General features: G+C 72.2%; 18 protein-coding genes. 14 read left to right on the top strand and 4 right to left on the bottom strand.

Going from position 1 to position 18,040, the window contains the following annotated elements; translation table 11 throughout:
* The first annotated feature begins 9 nt into the window (after positions 1-9).
* From HD601_RS19965 to HD601_RS33140, 3 genes are read left to right on the top strand one after another with little or no spacing between them, the layout of a single operon-like run.
* Positions 10-585 carry an HhH-GPD-type base excision DNA repair protein gene (locus HD601_RS19965; RefSeq protein ID WP_221441139.1) on the top strand — a complete coding sequence of 192 codons (576 nt, stop codon included), beginning with the start codon at positions 10-12 and terminating at the stop codon, positions 583-585.
* Between the two features lie 5 nt (positions 586-590).
* A complete protein-coding gene (locus HD601_RS19960) occupies positions 591-2,195 on the top strand; it encodes a SpoIIE family protein phosphatase (protein ID WP_184824802.1) in 1,605 nt (534 codons plus the stop codon).
* Between the two features lie 60 nt (positions 2,196-2,255).
* A complete protein-coding gene (locus HD601_RS33140) occupies positions 2,256-3,836 on the top strand; it encodes an RNA polymerase sigma factor (protein WP_184824800.1) in 1,581 nt (526 codons plus the stop codon).
* Between the two features lie 25 nt (positions 3,837-3,861).
* Here HD601_RS33140 and HD601_RS19950 read toward each other — a convergent pair whose 3' ends face one another.
* Positions 3,862-4,440 (bottom strand): TetR family transcriptional regulator, encoded by a 579-nt coding sequence (locus HD601_RS19950; protein WP_184824798.1) that lies wholly within the window; start codon positions 4,438-4,440, stop codon positions 3,862-3,864.
* 146 nt (positions 4,441-4,586) lie between these two features.
* Between HD601_RS19950 and HD601_RS19945 the strand changes: the two genes are divergently transcribed.
* On the top strand, positions 4,587-5,891 hold the full coding sequence (locus tag HD601_RS19945) for a glycosyltransferase (protein ID WP_184824796.1): 1,305 nt from the start codon (positions 4,587-4,589) through the stop codon (positions 5,889-5,891).
* Positions 5,888-6,655 (top strand): arginase family protein, encoded by a 768-nt coding sequence (locus tag HD601_RS19940; protein ID WP_221441138.1) that lies wholly within the window; start codon positions 5,888-5,890, stop codon positions 6,653-6,655. The genes HD601_RS19945 and HD601_RS19940 overlap by 4 nt, the downstream gene beginning before the upstream one ends.
* A 4-nt stretch (positions 6,656-6,659) precedes the next feature.
* On the opposite strand, the gene HD601_RS19935 is transcribed toward HD601_RS19940, so the two are convergent.
* On the bottom strand, positions 6,660-7,214 hold the full coding sequence (locus HD601_RS19935; protein ID WP_343076431.1) for a DinB family protein: 555 nt from the start codon (positions 7,212-7,214) through the stop codon (positions 6,660-6,662).
* Between the two features lie 84 nt (positions 7,215-7,298).
* Between HD601_RS19935 and HD601_RS19930 the strand changes: the two genes are divergently transcribed.
* Positions 7,299-7,895: a rhomboid family intramembrane serine protease gene (locus HD601_RS19930; RefSeq protein WP_184824794.1), complete on the top strand. Its 597-nt coding sequence runs from the start codon at positions 7,299-7,301 to the stop codon at positions 7,893-7,895.
* An 89-nt stretch (positions 7,896-7,984) separates the two neighbouring features.
* Here the strand turns inward: HD601_RS19930 and HD601_RS19925 are convergent, their stop codons facing one another.
* Positions 7,985-8,203 carry a DUF7455 domain-containing protein gene (locus tag HD601_RS19925; RefSeq protein ID WP_246400384.1) on the bottom strand — a complete coding sequence of 73 codons (219 nt, stop codon included), beginning with the start codon at positions 8,201-8,203 and terminating at the stop codon, positions 7,985-7,987.
* Positions 8,204-8,467: 264 nt separating this feature from the next.
* Between HD601_RS19925 and HD601_RS19920 the strand changes: the two genes are divergently transcribed.
* From HD601_RS19920 to mnhG, 8 genes are all read left to right on the top strand, one after another.
* The gene (locus HD601_RS19920; protein ID WP_184824790.1) at positions 8,468-10,567 is read left to right on the top strand and encodes a DNA gyrase subunit B; all 2,100 of its coding nucleotides are present in this window, start codon (positions 8,468-8,470) and stop codon (positions 10,565-10,567) included.
* A gap of 151 nt (positions 10,568-10,718) precedes the next feature.
* Positions 10,719-11,168 carry a hypothetical protein gene (locus HD601_RS19915; protein WP_184824788.1) on the top strand — a complete coding sequence of 150 codons (450 nt, stop codon included), beginning with the start codon at positions 10,719-10,721 and terminating at the stop codon, positions 11,166-11,168.
* Positions 11,169-11,262: 94 nt separating this feature from the next.
* Positions 11,263-14,199 (top strand): Na+/H+ antiporter subunit A, encoded by a 2,937-nt coding sequence (locus HD601_RS19910; protein ID WP_184830071.1) that lies wholly within the window; start codon positions 11,263-11,265, stop codon positions 14,197-14,199.
* Positions 14,196-14,690, top strand: coding sequence for a Na(+)/H(+) antiporter subunit C (locus HD601_RS19905; RefSeq protein ID WP_184824786.1), 495 nt, complete (start codon positions 14,196-14,198; stop codon positions 14,688-14,690). Before HD601_RS19910 ends, HD601_RS19905 begins: the two co-directional genes overlap by 4 nt.
* Complete coding sequence (locus HD601_RS19900) at positions 14,687-16,279, top strand: Na+/H+ antiporter subunit D (protein ID WP_184824784.1); 1,593 nt, start codon at positions 14,687-14,689, stop codon at positions 16,277-16,279. The genes HD601_RS19905 and HD601_RS19900 overlap by 4 nt, the downstream gene beginning before the upstream one ends.
* Positions 16,276-16,896 carry a Na+/H+ antiporter subunit E gene (locus HD601_RS19895; RefSeq protein WP_184824782.1) on the top strand — a complete coding sequence of 207 codons (621 nt, stop codon included), beginning with the start codon at positions 16,276-16,278 and terminating at the stop codon, positions 16,894-16,896. The genes HD601_RS19900 and HD601_RS19895 overlap by 4 nt, the downstream gene beginning before the upstream one ends.
* Entirely contained in the window at positions 16,893-17,165 is a 273-nt protein-coding gene (locus tag HD601_RS19890) for an MrpF/PhaF family protein (RefSeq protein WP_184824780.1), read from the top strand. Before HD601_RS19895 ends, HD601_RS19890 begins: the two co-directional genes overlap by 4 nt.
* On the top strand, positions 17,162-17,563 hold the full coding sequence (gene mnhG / locus HD601_RS19885; protein ID WP_343076430.1) for a monovalent cation/H(+) antiporter subunit G: 402 nt from the start codon (positions 17,162-17,164) through the stop codon (positions 17,561-17,563). Before HD601_RS19890 ends, mnhG begins: the two co-directional genes overlap by 4 nt.
* On the opposite strand, the gene HD601_RS19880 is transcribed toward mnhG, so the two are convergent.
* A complete protein-coding gene (locus tag HD601_RS19880; RefSeq protein WP_221441136.1) occupies positions 17,545-18,027 on the bottom strand; it encodes a GNAT family N-acetyltransferase in 483 nt (160 codons plus the stop codon). The two genes, mnhG and HD601_RS19880, sit on opposite strands and share 19 nt — an antisense overlap.
* Positions 18,028-18,040: the final 13 nt, after the last annotated feature.

Below are 18,040 nucleotides of genomic sequence, written 5' to 3'. Positions count from 1 at the left end.
CCCCTGAACGTGACGACGCTGTACCTGGCCGGCGACCCCGCGGCCGACGCCCTCCTGGCGCGAGATCCGTTCTCGCTGCTCACCGGCATGCTCCTGGACCAGCAGGTGCCCATGGAGAAGGCGTTCTCGGGGCCGGCGGTCATCGCCGAGCGCATGGGCGGCGTCGACCACCTCGACCCCGCGGCCATCGCCGCGCACGACCCCGAGGCGTTCGCCGAGATCTTCTCGCGCACCCCGGCCGTGCACCGGTTCCCGGGGTCCATGGCCGGACGGGTGCAGAAGGTGGCCGCGTACGTCGCCGAGCACTACGGCAACGACGCCGCCAACATCTGGGCCGACGCCACCACGGGTGCCGAGCTGCTCAAGCGGCTCAAGGGGCTGCCCGGGTTCGGCGAGCAGAAGGCCAAGATCATGGTGGCGCTGCTGGGCAAGCAGATCGGGGTCCGGCCCGACGGCTGGCGCGAGGCCGCGGGCGACTACGGCGTCGACGGCGCCACCCGCTCGGTGGCCGACGTCGTCGACGCCGACACCCTGCTCCAGGTCCGGGCCACGAAGCGTGAGATCAAGCGTGCGGCGAAGGCCTAGCCCCGATGCGTCCCGCTGACGCCCAGCGCCTGCTCGGTGCGCTGGCCGGTGTCGACGCCCCTGTGGGGTTCGCCGTCTTCGACGAGCACCATCGCTACCTCGCCATCAACGCCGCCCTGGCGGAACGGTCCGGCAAGGGCATCGCCGACCACCTCGGCCGCACCCCGGCCGACGTGCTGCCGCCCGAGCTGGCCGCGCACACCGACGAGATGATCGAGCGCGTCCTGCGCACGGGCGAGTCGGTCGAGGCCGAGGAGCCCGCCGTCTCGGGGCGCACCGACACGTACCACCTGCACTCGTCCTGGTACCTGGTCGACGAGGGCCGCGGCCGCGAGGTCGCCATGTTCGTCGTCGACGACACCTCGCACCAGCGCGCCATCTCCTCGCTGCGGCGCAGCCGGGCCCGCAACGCGCGGCTGCTCGAGGTGTCCGACGTGCTGTCGCGGGCGGTCACGGTGCGCGAGGTCGCCGACGGCGTCGCCGCCATCGGCCGCCGCAACGTGCAGGCCTACCGCACCGCCGTCACGCTCATCGGCCCCAACGGGCGGCCGTACCCCGTCACCACGGGCATCGCCGAGGGCGAGCAGGTCCCCGTCTGGCCGCACGGCGCCGTCACGCCCACCGACGAGGTGCTGCGCAGCGGCTGGCCGATGTTCCTCGGCAGCCGCGACCGCGCCCGGGCCGCCGCGCCCGGTGACCCCGTCTTCGGCGCCTTCCTCGACCACACCGACGAGCGCGCCTGGGCGGTGCTGCCGCTGGCCGGCGAGGACGGCTGCGTCGGCGCGGTCCGGTTCTCCTTCGCCACGGAGCAGGAGTTCGACTCCGACCAGTGCCGATTCCTGCGGGCGGTCGCGCAGCAGGGTTCGCTGGCGTTCGCGCGGGCGCGGCTGTTCGAGCGCGAGCGGACGGCGGCCGCGTCGCTCAGCAAGGGGCTGCTGCCGAGGCGGTTGCCGACGGTGGCCGGCATCGAGCTGGCGGCCCGCTCGCGGACCGACGTGGGCGAGCACTCCGTCGGCGGCGACTGGTACGACGCGCTGGTCATGCCCGACGGCGAGCTGGCCCTGGTGGTCGGCGACGTCATGGGCCACGGCGTCACGGCGGCCAGCGCCATGGGCGAGATGCGGGCGGCGCTGCGGGCGCTGGCGCTCACCGACCCCGACCCCGCGTCGGTGCTCGGCGGGCTGGACCGCCTGGTCGAGCGCGACGACGCCGTCGAGATGGTCACCGTCGTCTACGCGCTGGTCGACCCCGTCAACGGCACCGTCCGCGTCGGCGACGCCGGGCACCTGCCGCTCATCCGCATCCCCGAGGTCGGCGCCGTCGAGCTGGTCGACGCCGGCGCGGGCACCACGCCCATCGGCGTCACCGAGCCCCGGTCGACGCAGTCGGTGCGGCTCTGGCCCGGCGACGTGCTCATAGCGTTCACCGACGGCCTCATCGAGAGCCGCACCCGCTCGCTCGAAGAGGGATTCGCGCAGCTGCTGCGCTGCCTCGAGGAGCAGCGGGGGGTGGCGCTCGAGGAGCTTCTCGACGCCGTCGTCCGGCGCATGCAGATCGACGGCGCCGCCGACGACCAGACGGTTCTCGCGCTACGGTGGGCCGGGCGATGAGAATCCGGGGCCTCCGGCGCGGTTTCGGGATGAACGGGACCCATGCGCTGTGCTTCAATAATGTGTTGCCGTCGCCGCCTTGCGCGCTGCGCCGTCCCTGACCAAGACTTCGAGAGGTCGTACGTGTCGTCGAGCTCGTCCAGCACCAAGCACGCCCGGATCCTGGAGCTGCCGCCGGTCCAGGCGCTCGTGACCCAGGGACGGAATTCGGGCTCGGTCACCGCCGAGGACGTGCGCCTCGCGTGCGGTGCGGCCAACCTGGCGATGAAAGAGAGCCGGATCGTTGTCGAGCATTTGAAGTCGACCGGTATTACCGTCGAGGTAGCGGCGGCGGACTCGCGCAGTCCGCGCAAGCGTGTCGCGGCTGCGACGTCCACCCGCTCCACCGCGGTGGCGACCGCGGCAGCCAAGAAGACCGAGCCGGCGGCCAAGAAGGGCGAGGGATCTGTGAAAACGGCGGTGAAGAAGGCGAAGGCCGACGTCCACGAGGCGGCCGAGAGCGGTGTGGCCGAGCAGCCTGCCGAGGCCGCACCGAAGGCCCGGGGTCGCAAGAAGACCGCCAAGACGGCCGAGGCCGCACCGGCCAAGGAGCCCGGCGCCGCCGGTGCCGACGGCGAACCCGACATCGGTGACCTCGCCGCCGAGGAAGCCAAGATCGAGGACGAGGGCTTCATCCTCTCCGAGGACGACGACACCGACGAGCCCGAGCAGCAGGTCGCTGTCGCCGGCGCCACCGCCGACCCGGTCAAGGACTACCTCAAGCAGATCGGCAAGGTCCCGCTGCTGAACGCCGGCGAGGAGGTCGAGCTCGCCAAGCGCATCGAGGCCGGCCTGTTCGCCGAGGAGAAGCTCGGCGAGCAGGGCGACGCCATGCAGGCCAAGCTCCACAACGAGCTGCTCTGGATCGCCGAGGACGGCCGCAGGGCCAAGAACCACCTGCTCGAGGCCAACCTCCGTCTGGTCGTCTCGCTGGCCAAGCGCTACACCGGCCGCGGCATGCTCTTCCTCGACCTCATCCAGGAAGGCAACCTCGGCCTCATCCGCGCGGTCGAGAAGTTCGACTACACCAAGGGCTTCAAGTTCTCCACCTACGCCACCTGGTGGATCCGGCAGGCCATCACCCGCGCCATGGCCGACCAGGCCCGCACCATCCGCATCCCGGTGCACATGGTCGAGGTCATCAACAAGCTCGCCCGCGTCCAGCGGCAGATGCTGCAGGACCTCGGCCGCGAGCCCACGCCGGAAGAGCTGGCCACCGAGCTCGACATGACGCCCGAGAAGGTCGTCGAGGTCCAGAAGTACGGTCGCGAGCCCATCTCGCTGCACACCCCGCTCGGCGAGGACGGCGACAGCGAGTTCGGCGACCTCATCGAGGACTCCGAGGCCATCGTCCCGGCCGAGGCGGTCTCGTTCACGCTCCTCCAGGAGCAGCTGCACGCGGTCCTCGACACGCTGTCCGAGCGCGAGGCGGGTGTGGTGTCCATGCGGTTCGGCCTCACCGACGGCCAGCCGAAGACTCTGGACGAGATCGGCAAGGTCTACGGCGTCACGCGCGAGCGGATCCGGCAGATCGAGTCGAAGACCATGTCCAAGCTGCGCCACCCGTCGCGGTCCCAGGTCCTGCGCGACTACCTGGACTGATCGCGGTTCTGGCCCGGCCGAGCGCTCAGGCCGGCCGGGCCGGGAAGAGCAGGTCCCCGATCGACCGGGCCAGCCAGTCCTCATAGTGCTGGGCCGACCACCCGAGACGCCGCGTGAGCTTCTCGAAGACCTCGCCGTCGATCATGATCCACAGGCCGGCTGCGAGTTCGTCCGTCCCGGCGTCGGAGCGCAGCCAGCCACGTGACCCGAGCAGCGCGACGAGGTCGCGGACGTTGCCATGGACGAGTCCGAGCACCTCTGACCACTCGGCCTCGATGTCCGGGTCGTCCGCCGCGGCCGATGCGAAGGCACGCATGAGCCCGCTGCTGCGAGCGTTGATCTCACCCACGAGGCGGGCGGCGGCTCGCGCGAATCCGTCGGGACGATCCTGGCGGAGGAGCGCGCCGGACTCGGGGACGTCGAGGATCGACTCGTCGGCCTCGCGACCGAAGGTGCGCATGCGCACGGCGGCGCCCAGGAGACTCCGCTTCGGACCCTGGGCCTGCACGGTCTCCACGGAGACCTGGGCCGCCTCGGCGATGCGAGCGAGGGTCGTGCGGGCGTAGCCGTGCGCCGCGAAGAGCTCGGCGGCCGCATCGATCACCCGCCGCCGCGTGGTGGCGGCCTGCTCGGCCCGGAGCGTCGACGAGTATCGGCGAACGGAAATGACTCCTCCCTCAACGGGTTGACCACTATGGCATAGTACTCAATACTGCGCCAAGCTTCTCGACCTGGCTCGGGAGGGCCGTCATGTCCGACATCCTGATCGCCAGTGTGCCGATCCACGGGCACGTCACGCCGCTCCTCGGTGCTGCCGTCGGCCTGGTGCGGCGCGGCCATCGCGTGCGGTTCCTCACTGGAGCGCGCTTCGCGTCGCTCGTCGAGGAGACGGGCAGTACCTTCGTCGCTCTCCCCGCGGACGCGGACTACGACGACCGGCAGCTCGACGCGGTGACCAAGGACCGGCCTCGCGGCCTCGCCGGCCTGCGGTTCGACGTCAGGCAGATCTTCCTCACACCCGCGCCGGCCCAGTACCGGGCCCTGTTGGAGCAGCTGGCCGAGCCCACGAAGGCGGTGCTCGTCGACCCGACGTTCCTCGGCGCCTTCCTGCTCACCGGCCACCCCGCCCACGACCGGCCTCCGGTGATCTACGGCGGGGTCACCGTCCTGACACTGGCCTCGCCGCACGTGCCACCGTTCGGACTCGGTCTGCAGCCGCTGGCCGGTCCGGCGCGGCGGCTCAACACCGCGCGCAACCGCCTGCTGCGGTTCCTCGTCGAGCGGGTGGTCTTCGCGCCGGTGCAGCGCGACTTCGACGCCCTCTACCAGGCGGTGCACGGCCGTCCGGCGCCCGCCTTCGTCCTCAACTGGGTCAGCACCGTCGACGCCATCGTGCAGTTCTCGGTGCCGGCGTTCGAGTATCCGCAACCGGACGCCGCGGTCCCCACGTACTTCTCCGGACCGCTGACCCGGCCGGCGACGGCGGTCGACCTGCCGGCCTGGTGGGACGACCTCCGGACCACCACGCCGGTCGTGCTCGTCACCCAGGGCACGATCGCCAACGCCGACCTCACCGCACTCGTCCGGCCCACCCTCGACGGGCTCGCGGGCGAGGACGTCCTGGTGGTGGTGACGACCGGAGGGCAGCCGGCCGAGAAGCTCGGACCGCTGCCGGACAATGCCCGGGTCGCGCGATTCCTTCCCTATGACCAGCTCCTTCCGCTGGTCGACGTCATGGTGACCAACGGCGGGTACGGCGGTGTGCACTACGCCCTGACCCACGGCGTGCCCCTCGTCGCCGCCGGTGTCACCGAGGACAAGCCGGAGGTGTGCGCCCGCGTCGCCTGGTCCGGGGCCGGCGTGAACCTCCGCACCGGACGGCCACGGGCGCGGGCGGTGCGGCGCGCCGTGCTCGGGGTGCTCCGATCGTCCAGTCACCGCGCGGCGGCCGGCGCCATCGCGAGCCAGATCGCCGAGTCGCGCGGAGTCGACGAACTCGTCGACGTGATCGAGGACCTCGACGGGCGCCGAACCGGTGACACAATCGGCCGATGACGCGGATTCTCGTGCCCTATCACCTCGACGAGCACCGGCCCGGGCTGGACGTGCCGTACGAGCCGGCCGTGACGATCAGCCGTGACCTCGCCGGCGACGACGTGTGGGAGCGGGTGGCGCCCCTCTACGCAGACGTGGCCGACGCCGTCGCCGGTGACATCCGGGCCGGCGCCGTACCGCTGGTCATGTCCGGCGACTGCATGGTCTCGCAGGCCGTGGTCGCGGGTCTGCAGCGCGCAGACGACGGCGACGGCTCCGCGAGCGTCGTCTGGTTCGACGCGCACGGCGACGTGCAGACGCTGGAGACGACGACGTCGGGGTATCTCGGCGGAATGCCGCTGCGGATGCTGGCCGGCTACCGTCCGGAGCTGGTGGCCGACGGGCTCGGGCTGCGGCCGGTCCCCGAGGACCGCATCGTGCTGGTCGACGGGCGGGATCTGGACCCGCCGGAGCGGGACTACCTGGCCGCGTCGGAGATCCGGCAGGTCTTCACCGCCGAGCTCGACGCCGACGCCATCCCGCCCGGCCCCGTCTACCTGCACATCGACCTCGACGTCGTCGACGGGGCGGAGCTGCCGGGCCTGCTGTTCCCGACCCCGGGCGGGCCGTCGCTCAGCGAGGTCGGCCAGGCGGTCCGCCGCGTCCTCGACAGCGGCCGGGTCGCGGCCATCGGCCTCGGCTGCACCTGGCACGAAGGCGTCGAAGGCGACGACGGGGTCGGCGCGGCCGCAGCGGACGCCGTCCGCCGGGCCTTCCCGTTCTAGGTCGCTACTGGCCGACGCGGCCGTCGATGCACTCGCGTAGCAGGTCGGCGTGCCCGCAGTGGCGGGCGTACTCCTCGACCCGGTGCACCCACAGCTCGCGCACCGCGATGCCTTCGGAGCCGACCCGTTCGCCCAGGTCCGGGAACGTCGCCAGCAGCGCGTCGGTCTCGGCCTGCTCGCGCGCCAGGTCGGCGTACGCCGCATCGACCACGGCCTGGTCGGCGACCGCGCCGTCGAAGTCGGCGTCGCGCGGGCCGTACAGCTTCGGCGCCGGGTCGGCGACCCAGCCGCGCCAGTCGCGCTCGACCTCGGCCAGGTGCCGAAGCAGCCCGAGCAGCGACATCGTCGACGGCGGCACCGAGCGCGTCGCCAGCTGGGCGGCGTCGAGGCCGTCGCACTTCATCAGCAGGGTCAGCCGGTAGCTGCGCAGGTAGTCCTGCAGCGTCGGCAGCTCGCCGTCCGGGCTGACCCCATCGCTGTCGCGCGGATCGTCGTCGGGGTCGACCCACATGTCGGCGTAGACGGTCGACTTGGTCCATCGCTCGGGTCGCGCACTCACGCGGATCGACGCTAGCCCGCGCGCCGCCGCACGGCCACCGAAATACCGCCGGGCCGCGAACAGGCTGCGACATAGACTGGCGACATGTCGTCCTCGGGTCAGCTCACGCCCCGCCGATCCGTGCCGCCGGCCATCGTCGCGACGCTGCCGGTGTTCGTCCTCGTGCTGCTCATGTGGGCCGAAGAGATCGTCGACTCGGTGCCGGGCGTCGACCTCGACCAGTACGGCATCCGCCCGCACGACCCCGAGGGACTGGTCGGCGTCGTCACGGCGCCGTTCCTGCACGGCGGGTTCGGCCACCTCATCGCCAACACCGGTGCGTTCCTGGTGCTGGGCTGCCTCATCGCCATGACCACGCGGCGGTTCTGGCCGGTCACCATCGGCGTGGCGCTGGTGGGCGGGTTCGCGACCTGGCTCGCCGCCGCCCCCAACAGCGTCCACATCGGCGCCAGCGGGCTGGTGTACGGCTACGCCGCGTTCCTCGTCGCCTGGGGCGTGTTCAGCCGGCGGGCGCTGGCCATCGTCGTCGCCGTCATCGTGGTGCTGATGTACGGCGGCATCGTCCTCGGCGTGCTGCCGGGCCAGCCGGGCATCTCGTGGCAGGGCCACCTGTTCGGCGCGCTGGCCGGCGTGCTCATGGCCTGGCTGCTGCGGGGGAGCGGGTCGAAGACCCCCGCATGAACCCCGCACAACCCGCCGTAAGAACCCCGGACAGCGCTCGGCCGCCTCGCGAACGAGGCGGCCGGCAGGCGACTATGAGGGGGCGGGGTTCAGTCGGTGACGGGGGTGGGCTGAGGCGTGAGCTTGTCCGTCTCGTCGTGCCACTCGACGGCGATGGGACGGAGCTTGGCCTCGTGCCGGCGGCCGTGGTGGCCGCAGAAGAGGAGCTCGCCCTCGTTGAGGACGACGCGGATGTACGCCTGGGCGCCGCAGCTGTCGCAGCGGTCAGTGGCCTTGAGAGGGCTGGTAGCGAGAGCCGTAGTAGTCACGTCGCCTGCCTTCCTGATCGTTGGTCCACCGAAGGATCCGGTGGTGTCGTGCATCCGTACCAACATGTAACCACCCCCAGTCGTTCCCGCATCTCGAGCGTGGGGTGGTTCGCTCTGCGCGTAATCGGCGCGCCTGTGACACTGGTCACCTGATCGTCTCGTCAACACGTTCGGACGGGGTCCCTCCGCGTGGCAGCAGCGGTCACCGGCCCCCGAGGGCTTAGTCTTGCGATGCATGTCTCATGACCAGGAGGGACCCGACACGTGACCGCCGAGCGCGCTGACGCCCTGACCAGCGGTGGCGACTACACCGCCCGTCATCTGTCGGTGCTGGAGGGCCTCGAGGCCGTGCGCAAGCGGCCGGGCATGTACATCGGCTCCACCGACTCCCGCGGCCTCATGCACTGCCTCTGGGAGATCATCGACAACGCCGTCGACGAGGCGCTGGGCGGGTTCTGCGACCGCGTCGAGGTGGTGCTGCACGCCGATGGCTCGGCCTCGGTCAGCGACAACGGCCGCGGCATCCCGGTCGACACCCACGCGAAGTCCGGGCTGTCCGGCGTCGAGGTCGTCTACACCAAGCTGCACGCCGGCGGGAAGTTCGGCGGCGGGTCCTACGCCGCCACCGGCGGCCTGCACGGCGTCGGCGCCAGCGTGGTCAACGCGCTGTCGGTCCGCCTCGACGTCGAGGTCGACCGCGGCGGGCGCACCCACGCCATGTCGTTCCGCCGCGGTGAACCCGGGGTGTGGGACGGCGACGGCCCGGCCGCGGCGTTCGCACCGTTCACCGACCACTCCGAGTTGCGCATCACCGGACGGGTGGCCAAGCGGGTCACCGGCACCCGGGTCCGCTTCCACGCCGACCGGCAGATCTTCCTGCGCGAGGCCGGCTACTCGTGGGAGGACCTGCTCTCCCGCGCCCGCCAGACGTCCTACCTGGTGCCGGGCCTGCAACTGGTGGTCCGCGACGAGCGCACCGCCGAGGTCGTCGAAGAGACGTTCCGGCACGACGGCGGCATCAGCGAGTTCGTCGAGTTCCTCAGCCCCGGCGCGGCCGTCACCGACGTGCTCCGGCTCACCGGCGAGCAGACCTTCCGCGAGACCGTCCCCGTCCTCGACGACGACGGCCAGCTGGTCAGCAAGGACACCGAGCGGGTCTGCCAGGTCGACGTCGCGCTGCGCTGGGACACCGGCTACGACACCGTCGGCCGCTCGTTCGTCAACGTCGTCGCCACCCCCAAGGGCGGCACCCACGTCACCGGCTTCGAGCAGGGCCTGCTCAAGCTGCTGCGCGACCAGATCAAGGTCAACGCGCGGCGGCTCAAGGCCGGCAACGACAAGATCGAGAAGGACGACGTGCTCGAGGGCCTGACCTCGGTCGTCACCGTCCGCCTCGACGAGCCGCAGTTCGAGGGGCAGACCAAGGAGGTGCTCGGCACAGCGGCGGTCCGCTCCATCGTCTCCACCGTCGTCGAGCGCGAGCTGAAGGCCGTCCTCACCTCGACCAAGCGCAACGACAAGGCGCAGGCGTCGACGCTGCTCGAGAAGGTCGTCGCGGCGGCGAAGGCCCGCGTGGCCGCCCGCGTGCACAAAGAGACCGTCCGCCGCAAGAACGCGCTCGAGACCAGTTCGCTGCCGACCAAGCTGGTCGACTGCCGCTCCAACAGCCTCGAGAAGTCCGAGCTGTTCATCGTCGAGGGCGACTCCGCGCTCGGCACCGGCCGCTCGGCCCGCGACGCGGAGTACCAGGCGCTGCTGCCCATCCGCGGCAAGATCCTCAACGTGCAGAAGGCGTCCGTCGCCGACATGCTGAAGAACGCCGAGTGTGCCGCGATCATCCAGGTGCTCGGCGCCGGCAGCGGCCGCACCTTCGAGATCGACCAGTCGCGCTACGGCCGCGTCATCCTCATGACCGACGCCGACGTCGACGGCGCGCACATCCGCACGCTGCTCATCACGCTCTTCTACCGGTACATGCGCCCGTACGTCGAGGCCGGCCGGCTGTTCGCCGCCATGCCGCCGCTGCACCGCATCGAGCTGTCCAACCCGAAGAAGGGCCAGGACAAGTACGTCTACACGTACACCGACGCCGACCTCGACCGCACCTTGCGCGACCTCGCCCGCAAGGGCGTCCGGGTCAAGGAGACCCCGCAGCGCTACAAGGGCCTGGGCGAGATGGATCCCGACCAGCTGGCCGAGACCACCATGGACCCGCGGCACCGCCGGCTGCGGCGCATCAACGCCCAGGACGCCGAGGCCGCGGAGGGGGTGTTCGAGCTGCTCATGGGCAACGACGTCGCGCCGCGCAAGGAGTTCATCATCGCCGGCGCCGCGGAGCTCGACCGCGCCCGCATCGACGTCTGACCCGTCCGCTGGGACATTCCTCACCGCTTCGGCCGGAATAACGGTGCCGACGCACTGGTCGGGGCCGTGACGTGGACGTTCGGCGTCGCGGCCGGGCACCGCGCGCCCGGTAGGGTGGAGGCGCCGGACGAGCAGCGGGGGAGGTCGAGCCATGGTCGCAACGCCCCGGACCCTGCCCCGGCCCCGACCCCGGACGCCGCTCCGGAGCCTCCTCGCCCTCCTCGTCGCCGCCGGCCTCATGGTGCTCGCGGCGGCCATGGTCACCCCGGGCGGCGACACCGTCCGCGGCGCCGGCCCGGTCATCCACCCGGCGGCCGAGATCACCCCGAACGCACTGCCCCGCGACGAGGACGCGCACCTGATCGACGACGACGGCGCCAGCCCGGCCCCCGACGACGACGCCCCGCAGAGCGCGGCGGGCCAGAGCGCGAGCGGTGACCACGGCGGCGCGCACGCTGCCGCCCTCGTCGATGAACCCGTGACCGCCGGCGGTGACGAGACCCGGTCCGATCGGGTACCTGACGGCCACGCGCACCCGGCCGCGTCGGCGCCGGTCAGCACGGTCGACGGGCGCGCGCCACCCGAACCCGGCGCCGTCTGACCGTCCTCGTCCGCACGAACGTGCCCCTGCGACCTCCCGCAGGCGGCACCATCGAAGGGTTCCCAGTGCCGACTGCCCGTGTGAGCCGCTCATGATGCTGGCCCTGATCGCCGCGCACCTCGTCGCCGCGGCGCTGGCGCCTGCCCTGGTGGCGTGGCTGCGGCGCCCGGCGTTGCTGCTGCTGGCCGCCGTCCCCGCGGCGGGGTTCGGCTGGGCCGTGGCGATGACCGGCCGGGTGCAGGAGGGCGGCGACGTCGAGCAGACGATCCGCTGGGTCGACGAGCTGGGGCTGGAGCTGTCGTTCCGCCTCACCACGCTGACCTGGGTGATGACGCTGCTGGTCACGGGCGTGGGCGCGCTGGTGCTGGCGTACTGCGCGGCGTACTTCCGGCGCGACGACGCGGGCCTGGCGCGGTTCGCGGGGCTGCTGACGGCGTTCGCGGGGGCCATGCTCGGGCTGGTGCTGGCCGACGACCTGCTGGTGCTGTACGTGTTCTGGGAGCTGACGACGGTCCTGTCGTACCTGCTCATCGGGCACAATCCGGAGCGCAAGGCGAACCGGCGGGCGGCGCTGCAGGCGCTCATGGTGACGACGTTCGGCGGGCTGGCCATGCTGGTCGGCGTCATCGTCATCGGGCAGGCCGCCGGGACGTACCAGATCTCCGCGGTGCTGGCCGACCCGCCGGGCGGCGACGCCGTCACCGTCGCCGTCGTGCTGGTGCTGATCGGGGCGGTGTCGAAGTCGGCGCTGATCCCGTTCCACTTCTGGCTGCCCGGCGCCATGGCCGCGCCCACCCCCGTCAGCGCCTACCTGCACGCCGCCGCCATGGTGAAGGCTGGTGTCTACCTGGTCGCGCTGTTCGCGCCGGCGTTCGCGGGGCTGATGCCGTGGCGGCCGCTACTGCTGACGCTGGGTGTGCTGACGATGCTGCTCGGCGCGCTGCGAGCGCTGCGGCAGACCGACCTCAAGCTGCTGCTCGCGTACGGGACGGTGAGCCAGCTCGGCTTCCTCATCGTGCTGGTCGGCGCGGGCACGCGGTCGGCGGCACTGGCAGGGGTCGCCATGCTGGTGGCGCACGCGCTGTTCAAGGCCGCGCTGTTCCTGGTGGTCGGCTTGGTCGACCGCGCGACCGGCACCCGCGACCTGCGCGAGCTGTCCGGGCTGGGCCGGCGGCTGCCGGTCCTGCTGGTGACGTCGGTGCTGGCGGCGGCGTCCATGGCCGCGATCCCGCCGCTGGCCGGGTTCGTCGCCAAGGAGAGCGCGTACCTCGCGGCCCTCGACATCGCCGAGACCGGCGACGGCACCGGCATCGGCGCGTTCGCCGGGTGGGCGCTGGTTGCGGGGCTGGCCGTCGGGTCGGCGCTGACCGCCGCCTACAGCATCCGGTTCGTGTGGGGCGCGTTCGCGGTGAAGCCGGGGGTGCCGGCGCTCGAGGCGTCGGACTGCCGGTTCCCGACGGTGGGGTTCAGCGCCGCGCCCGTGGTGCTGGCGGCCGCCGGGCTGGTGCTCGGGTTCCTCGGGCCGGCCGAGACCACGCTGCTCGAGCCGTACGCCGACCTGTTCCCCGAGGGCGCGCACGAGCCGGAGCTGGCGCTCTGGCACGGCCTCAACGCCGCACTGCTGCTGTCGGTCGCGTCGGTGCTGGTGGGCATCGCGCTGTTCCGCTGGCGCGACGGCGTCGGCCGGGTCGAGGGTGCGCTGGCGCCGTCGACCGACGCCGAGACGACGTACCGGACCATCATGCGCGGCGTCGACCGGCTCGCCGTCGAGGTCACCGGCACCACGCAGCGCGGCTCGCTGCCCAGCTACCTGGCCGTGATCTTCCTGGTCGTCGTCGCGGTGCCGGGCGGCGTGCTGGTGGTCAACCGGCTCTGGGACGGCGGCGGCAGCGGGCTGGACGTGCGGGCGTGGGACAGCGTCGGGCAGGCCGTGGTCGGGGCGATCATGATCGCCGCGGCGGTGCTGGCGGCGCGGTCGCGGAGGCGCCTGAAGGCGGTCGTCCTGGCCGGTGGCACCGGCTACGGCATGGCGATGCTGTTCATCCTGCACGGCGCGCCGGACCTCGCGCTGACGCAGGTGCTGGTCGAGACCGTCACGCTGGTGATCTTCGTGCTGGTGTTGCGGCGACTGCCGACGTACTTCTCCGACCGGCCGCTGACGGCGTCGCGCTGGTGGCGGCTCGGCCTCGGCGTCGCCGTCGGCGTGATCATGGCCGGGCTGGCGCTGGCGGCGTCGGGCGCGCGGACGGCCCAGCCGGTGTCCGACGGGTTCGCCGAGCCGGCCGTGTCGTACGGCGGCGGGCACAACATCGTCAACGTCACGCTGGTCGACATCCGGGCTTGGGACACCATGGGCGAGATCTCGGTGCTCGTCGTCGCCGCGACCGGCGTGGCCAGCCTGATCTTCCTCATCACCGGGCGCACGGGGCGGTGGCGGCCCGACGACGCGATCGCCAGCGCGCCGTCGCCGCACGGCCGCCGCTCGCACCGCAACCTCTGGCTGCGGGCCGGGCGCACCGTCGCGCCCGAGGGCCGCTCGATCCTGTTCGAGGTGGTCACGCGGCTGGCGTTCCACGTGGTCATCGTGTTCTCGATCTACCTGCTGTTCGTCGGGCACAACGCCCCGGGCGGCGGGTTCGCCGGCGGGCTGGTCGCCGGGCTTGCGCTGATGGTCCGCTACCTCGCCGGCGGCCGGCACGAGCTGGACGAGGCCGCCCCCGTCGACGCCGGGCTGGTGCTGGGCATCGGGCTGTTCGTCGCGACGGGGACCGGGCTGGTGCCGCTGCTGTTCGGCGGCGACGTCCTGCAGAGCGCCGTCGTCGACGTCGAGGTGCCGCTGATCGGGCACGTGCACTTCGTGACGTCGCTGTTCTTCGACATCGGCGTGTACCTGGTGGTGGTCGGGCTGATGCTCGACGTGCTGCGCAGCCTCGGCGGCGGCATCGACCGGCAGGCCGACGGCGACGATTCCGACTCGGACGCGGCCTCGGACTCGGCCGAGGCCCTGGAGACCGCGGAGGGGGTGCGATGAGCGCCAACCTGGTCCTCGTCGTCGTGGTCGGCGTGCTGTTCGCCGCCGGCGTCTACCTGCTGCTCGAGCGCAGCCTGACCCGCGTGCTCGTCGGCGTCATCCTCATCGGCAACGGCGTCAACACGCTGTTCCTCGTGGCCTCCGGGCCGGCCGGACGAGCGCCGATCGTCGGCCTCAACGACGTGGACGACATGAGCGACCCGCTGCCGCAGGCGCTGGTGCTCACCGCCATCGTCATCACGCTCGGCGTGACGGCGTTCCTGCTGGCCATGGCCTACCGGGCCTGGCAGCTCAACGGCAACGACGAGGTGCAGGACGACGTCGAGGACGCCGCGATCCGCCGTCGCGCCGAGCTGGACGAGGTGTCGTCGAGCTACGACGACAGCGCCGGGGGCACGATGGACGAGGAGGGGGCGGACGAGCCCGCCGCCGTCGCCTCGTCGCCCGATGGTGACCCGGCCGCCGTCGGGCCCGAGGGGGAGCAGCGATGAGCGCGTCCGTCCTCGTCCCGCTGCCGGTGATCCTGCCGCTGTTCGGCGCCGGCCTGGCGCTGGCGCTCGGCCGGTCCGCCCGGGCGCAGCGGGTGGTCAGCGTCGTCGTGCTCGCGCTCATGGTGGCGATCGCGGCCGTCCTGCTGGTGCGCGCCGATGCCGACGGCCCGCAGGTCATGCACGTCGGCGGCTGGGAGGCGCCCCTCGGGATCTCGCTGGTCGCCGACCGGCTGTCGGCGCTGATGCTGCTGGTGTCGGCGATCGTGGCGCTGTGCGTTCTGGTGTACTCGCTGAGCCAGGGGCTGGTGGAGTACGGCCCGGACACGCCGTTGTCGATCTACCACCCGACGTTCCTCATCCTGGTCGCCGGCGTGGCCAACGCGTTCCTCTCCGGCGACCTGTTCAACCTCTACGTCGGGTTCGAGATCCTGCTCGCCGCGTCGTACGTGCTCCTGACCCTGGGCGGGACCGCCGACCGGATCCGGGCCGGCAGCACGTACGTCGTCGTCAGCCTGGCGTCGTCGATCGTGTTCCTGACCGCACTCGCGCTGGTCTACGCCGCCACCGGGACCGTGAGCATGGCGCAGCTGGCCGGGCGGCTGGACGAGCTGCCCGACGGCGTGGCGTTGTTGCTGCAGCTCATGCTGCTGACGGCGTTCGCCATCAAGGCCGCGGTGTTCCCGCTGTCGGCCTGGCTGCCGGACAGCTATCCGACGGCGCCCGCGCCGGTGACCGCGGTGTTCGCCGGCCTGCTGACGAAGGTCGGCGTCTACGCGATCATCCGGACGCAGACGCTGCTGTTCCCGGACAGCCCGCTGTCCGACGCGCTGCTGTGGGCGGCGCTGCTGACCATGGTCATCGGAATCCTGGGCGCCGTCGCGCAGGACGACCTCAAACGCATGCTCTCGTTCACGCTGGTCAGCCATATCGGGTACATGGTGTTCGGGGTCGCGCTGGCCACCGACGACGGCCTGTCCGGCGCCATCTACTACGTCGTCCACCACATCGTCATCCAGACCAACCTGTTCCTCGTCGCCGGACTGATCGAGCGCCGCGGCGGCAGCACGTCGCTCGAGCGGCTCGGCGGGCTCGCCCGGCTGTCGCCCGTGCTGGCGCTGCTGTTCTTCGTGCCCGCGATGAACCTGGCCGGCATCCCGCCGTTCTCCGGGTTCCTCGGCAAGCTGGGGCTCATGCAGGCCGGCGTCGACGACGGCAGCTGGCTGGCGTACGTGCTGGTGGCGGGGAGCGTCGTGACGAGCCTGCTGACGTTGTACGCCATGGCGAAGGCGTGGAACCGGGCGTTCTGGCAGCCGCCGTCGTCGGAGGAGCTGTCGTCGGAAGCGGAGGCGGCCGGGGCGACGACGGACCTGCACGGCAAGCCGGTGCGGACCGACGGCGCCGTCCTGACCGGCAAGGCCGCCGTCGTCATGCGGGCCGGCATGGCCGGGCCGGCCGCGGCGCTGCTGGCGGTCGGGGTCGCGCTGACGGTATTCGCCGGGCCGCTGTTCGGGCTCACCGACCGCGCCGCCGCCGACCTGCGCGAGCGCACACCGTACATCGAGGCCGTCCTGCCGGGAGGTGCGCCATGACCGTCGATCCCGACCGGGTGGGTCCGGCACCGGGCGAGACGCCAGGTGAGGCGCCGGGCGACGTGCCGTCGCGGCGCAACGGGCTGCAGTGGCCGATGCTGATCGGGCTGACCGTCGTCTGGGTGCTGCTCTGGGGCAGCGTGACCGTGGCGAACGTGCTGTCCGGGCTGGTCGTCGCCGTCGTGGTGGTCCTGGTGTTCCCGCTGCCGCCGATCGTGTTCGGCGGCCGGCTGCGGGTGCGCGGGCTGGCGGTGCTGGCCGGCTGGTTCGTCGCCGACCTGATCATCGCCAGCACCCAGGTGGCGGCCCTGGCGCTGCGGATCGGGAAGCGGCCGCTGAACGCCGTCATCCAGGTCGACCTGCGCAGCCGGTCCGACCTCTACCTAACGCTGACGGCCGAGCTGCTGTCGCTCGTCCCGGGCAGCCTCGTCGTCGAGGTGCGCCGGTCGACGTCGACGCTGTTCCTGCACGTGCTCGGGGTGCGCTCCGAGGCCGACGTCGAGGAGGCGCGACGGCGGGCACTACGGCAGGAGGCGCGGGTCGTGCGGGCGCTGGCGTCGGACGAGGAACTGGCCGCCTATCTGGCTGCCGCTGCGGACCAGGGGGTGGGTCGATGACCGTCGTGATCTGGGTGTGCGCCGCCATGCTGAGCCTGTCCGCCGTCCTGGTGCTGATCCGCATGGCGGCCGGCCCGACCATGCTCAACCGGGTCGTCGCCATGGACGTGCTCATCGCCGTCGTCGTCGCCGGGCTCGGGCTCGAGGCAGCACTGAACCGGCACGCGACGACGCTGCCCATCCTCGTCGTGCTCTCGCTGGTCGGCTTCGTCGGCTCGGTCAGCGTCGCCCGGTTCGCCGCCCACGACGACAAGGGGGAGGGATCGTGACCTGGCTCGACGTGCTGTCGGGGGCGTGCCTGCTGGCCGGATGCGCGCTGTCGCTGATCGCCGCCATCGGCCTGATCCGCTTCCCGGACCTGTTCAGCCGCATGCACGCCGGCACGAAGCCGCAGGTCCTCGGGCTGCTGCTGATCCTGGTCGGTGTCGGGCTGCGGCTGCGCGACTGGACCGACGTCGGCATGCTGCTGGCGGTCGCGATGTTCCAGCTGCTGACGGCGCCGGTGGCCGCGCACATGATCGGCCGGGCGGCCTACCGGCGCGGCGCCGTCCGCCAGGACACCCTGCTGGTCGACGAACTGACCCCGGCCCTCGAGGCCGAGGACTTCGGCGCCGGCTCCGGCTCCGGCTCCGGCTCGGACGGCGACCGTCAGAGTGGGCGGACGTAGTACCGGACCGACTTGTCCCTGCCGACGACATCGGCCGAGCCGACCGGCGTGAACCCGACGGACGTGTGCAGCGCGTCGGACGCCGGGTTGGGCGGGTCGAGGTTGACCTCGGCGCACAGCAACGTCTGCCCCTCGGCGCGGGCGGCCTCGATGACGTCGTCGTAGAGCGCCCGGGCCAGCCCCTGCCCACGCGTCGCCTCCGCCACGACGACCCGGTCGACGTAGGCGAAGCGCGGGTACCGTGCCTTGAACCAGTCGAAGTTCTGGCTGATGCGAGCGGTGTCCTGGTCGAACGCGACGACCATGGCGCTGAGGTCGTCGGTGACGCGGCTGCGCCAGGCCACCTTCAGCAGCTCACGGAACTCGTCCTCCGCCAGCTCGGACAGCTCGAGGGCGTGGTCGTTGTTGAGCTTCAGCAGGGTGGGAAGATCGGCTTCGACGGGGGCGCGGAAGATGTGCGGCACCCGTCGAGCCTAA

The organism is Jiangella mangrovi, from assembly GCF_014204975.1.
GTDB lineage: Bacteria > Actinomycetota > Actinomycetes > Jiangellales > Jiangellaceae > Jiangella > Jiangella mangrovi.
This window is presented reverse-complemented; position numbering and strand designations above follow the sequence as displayed.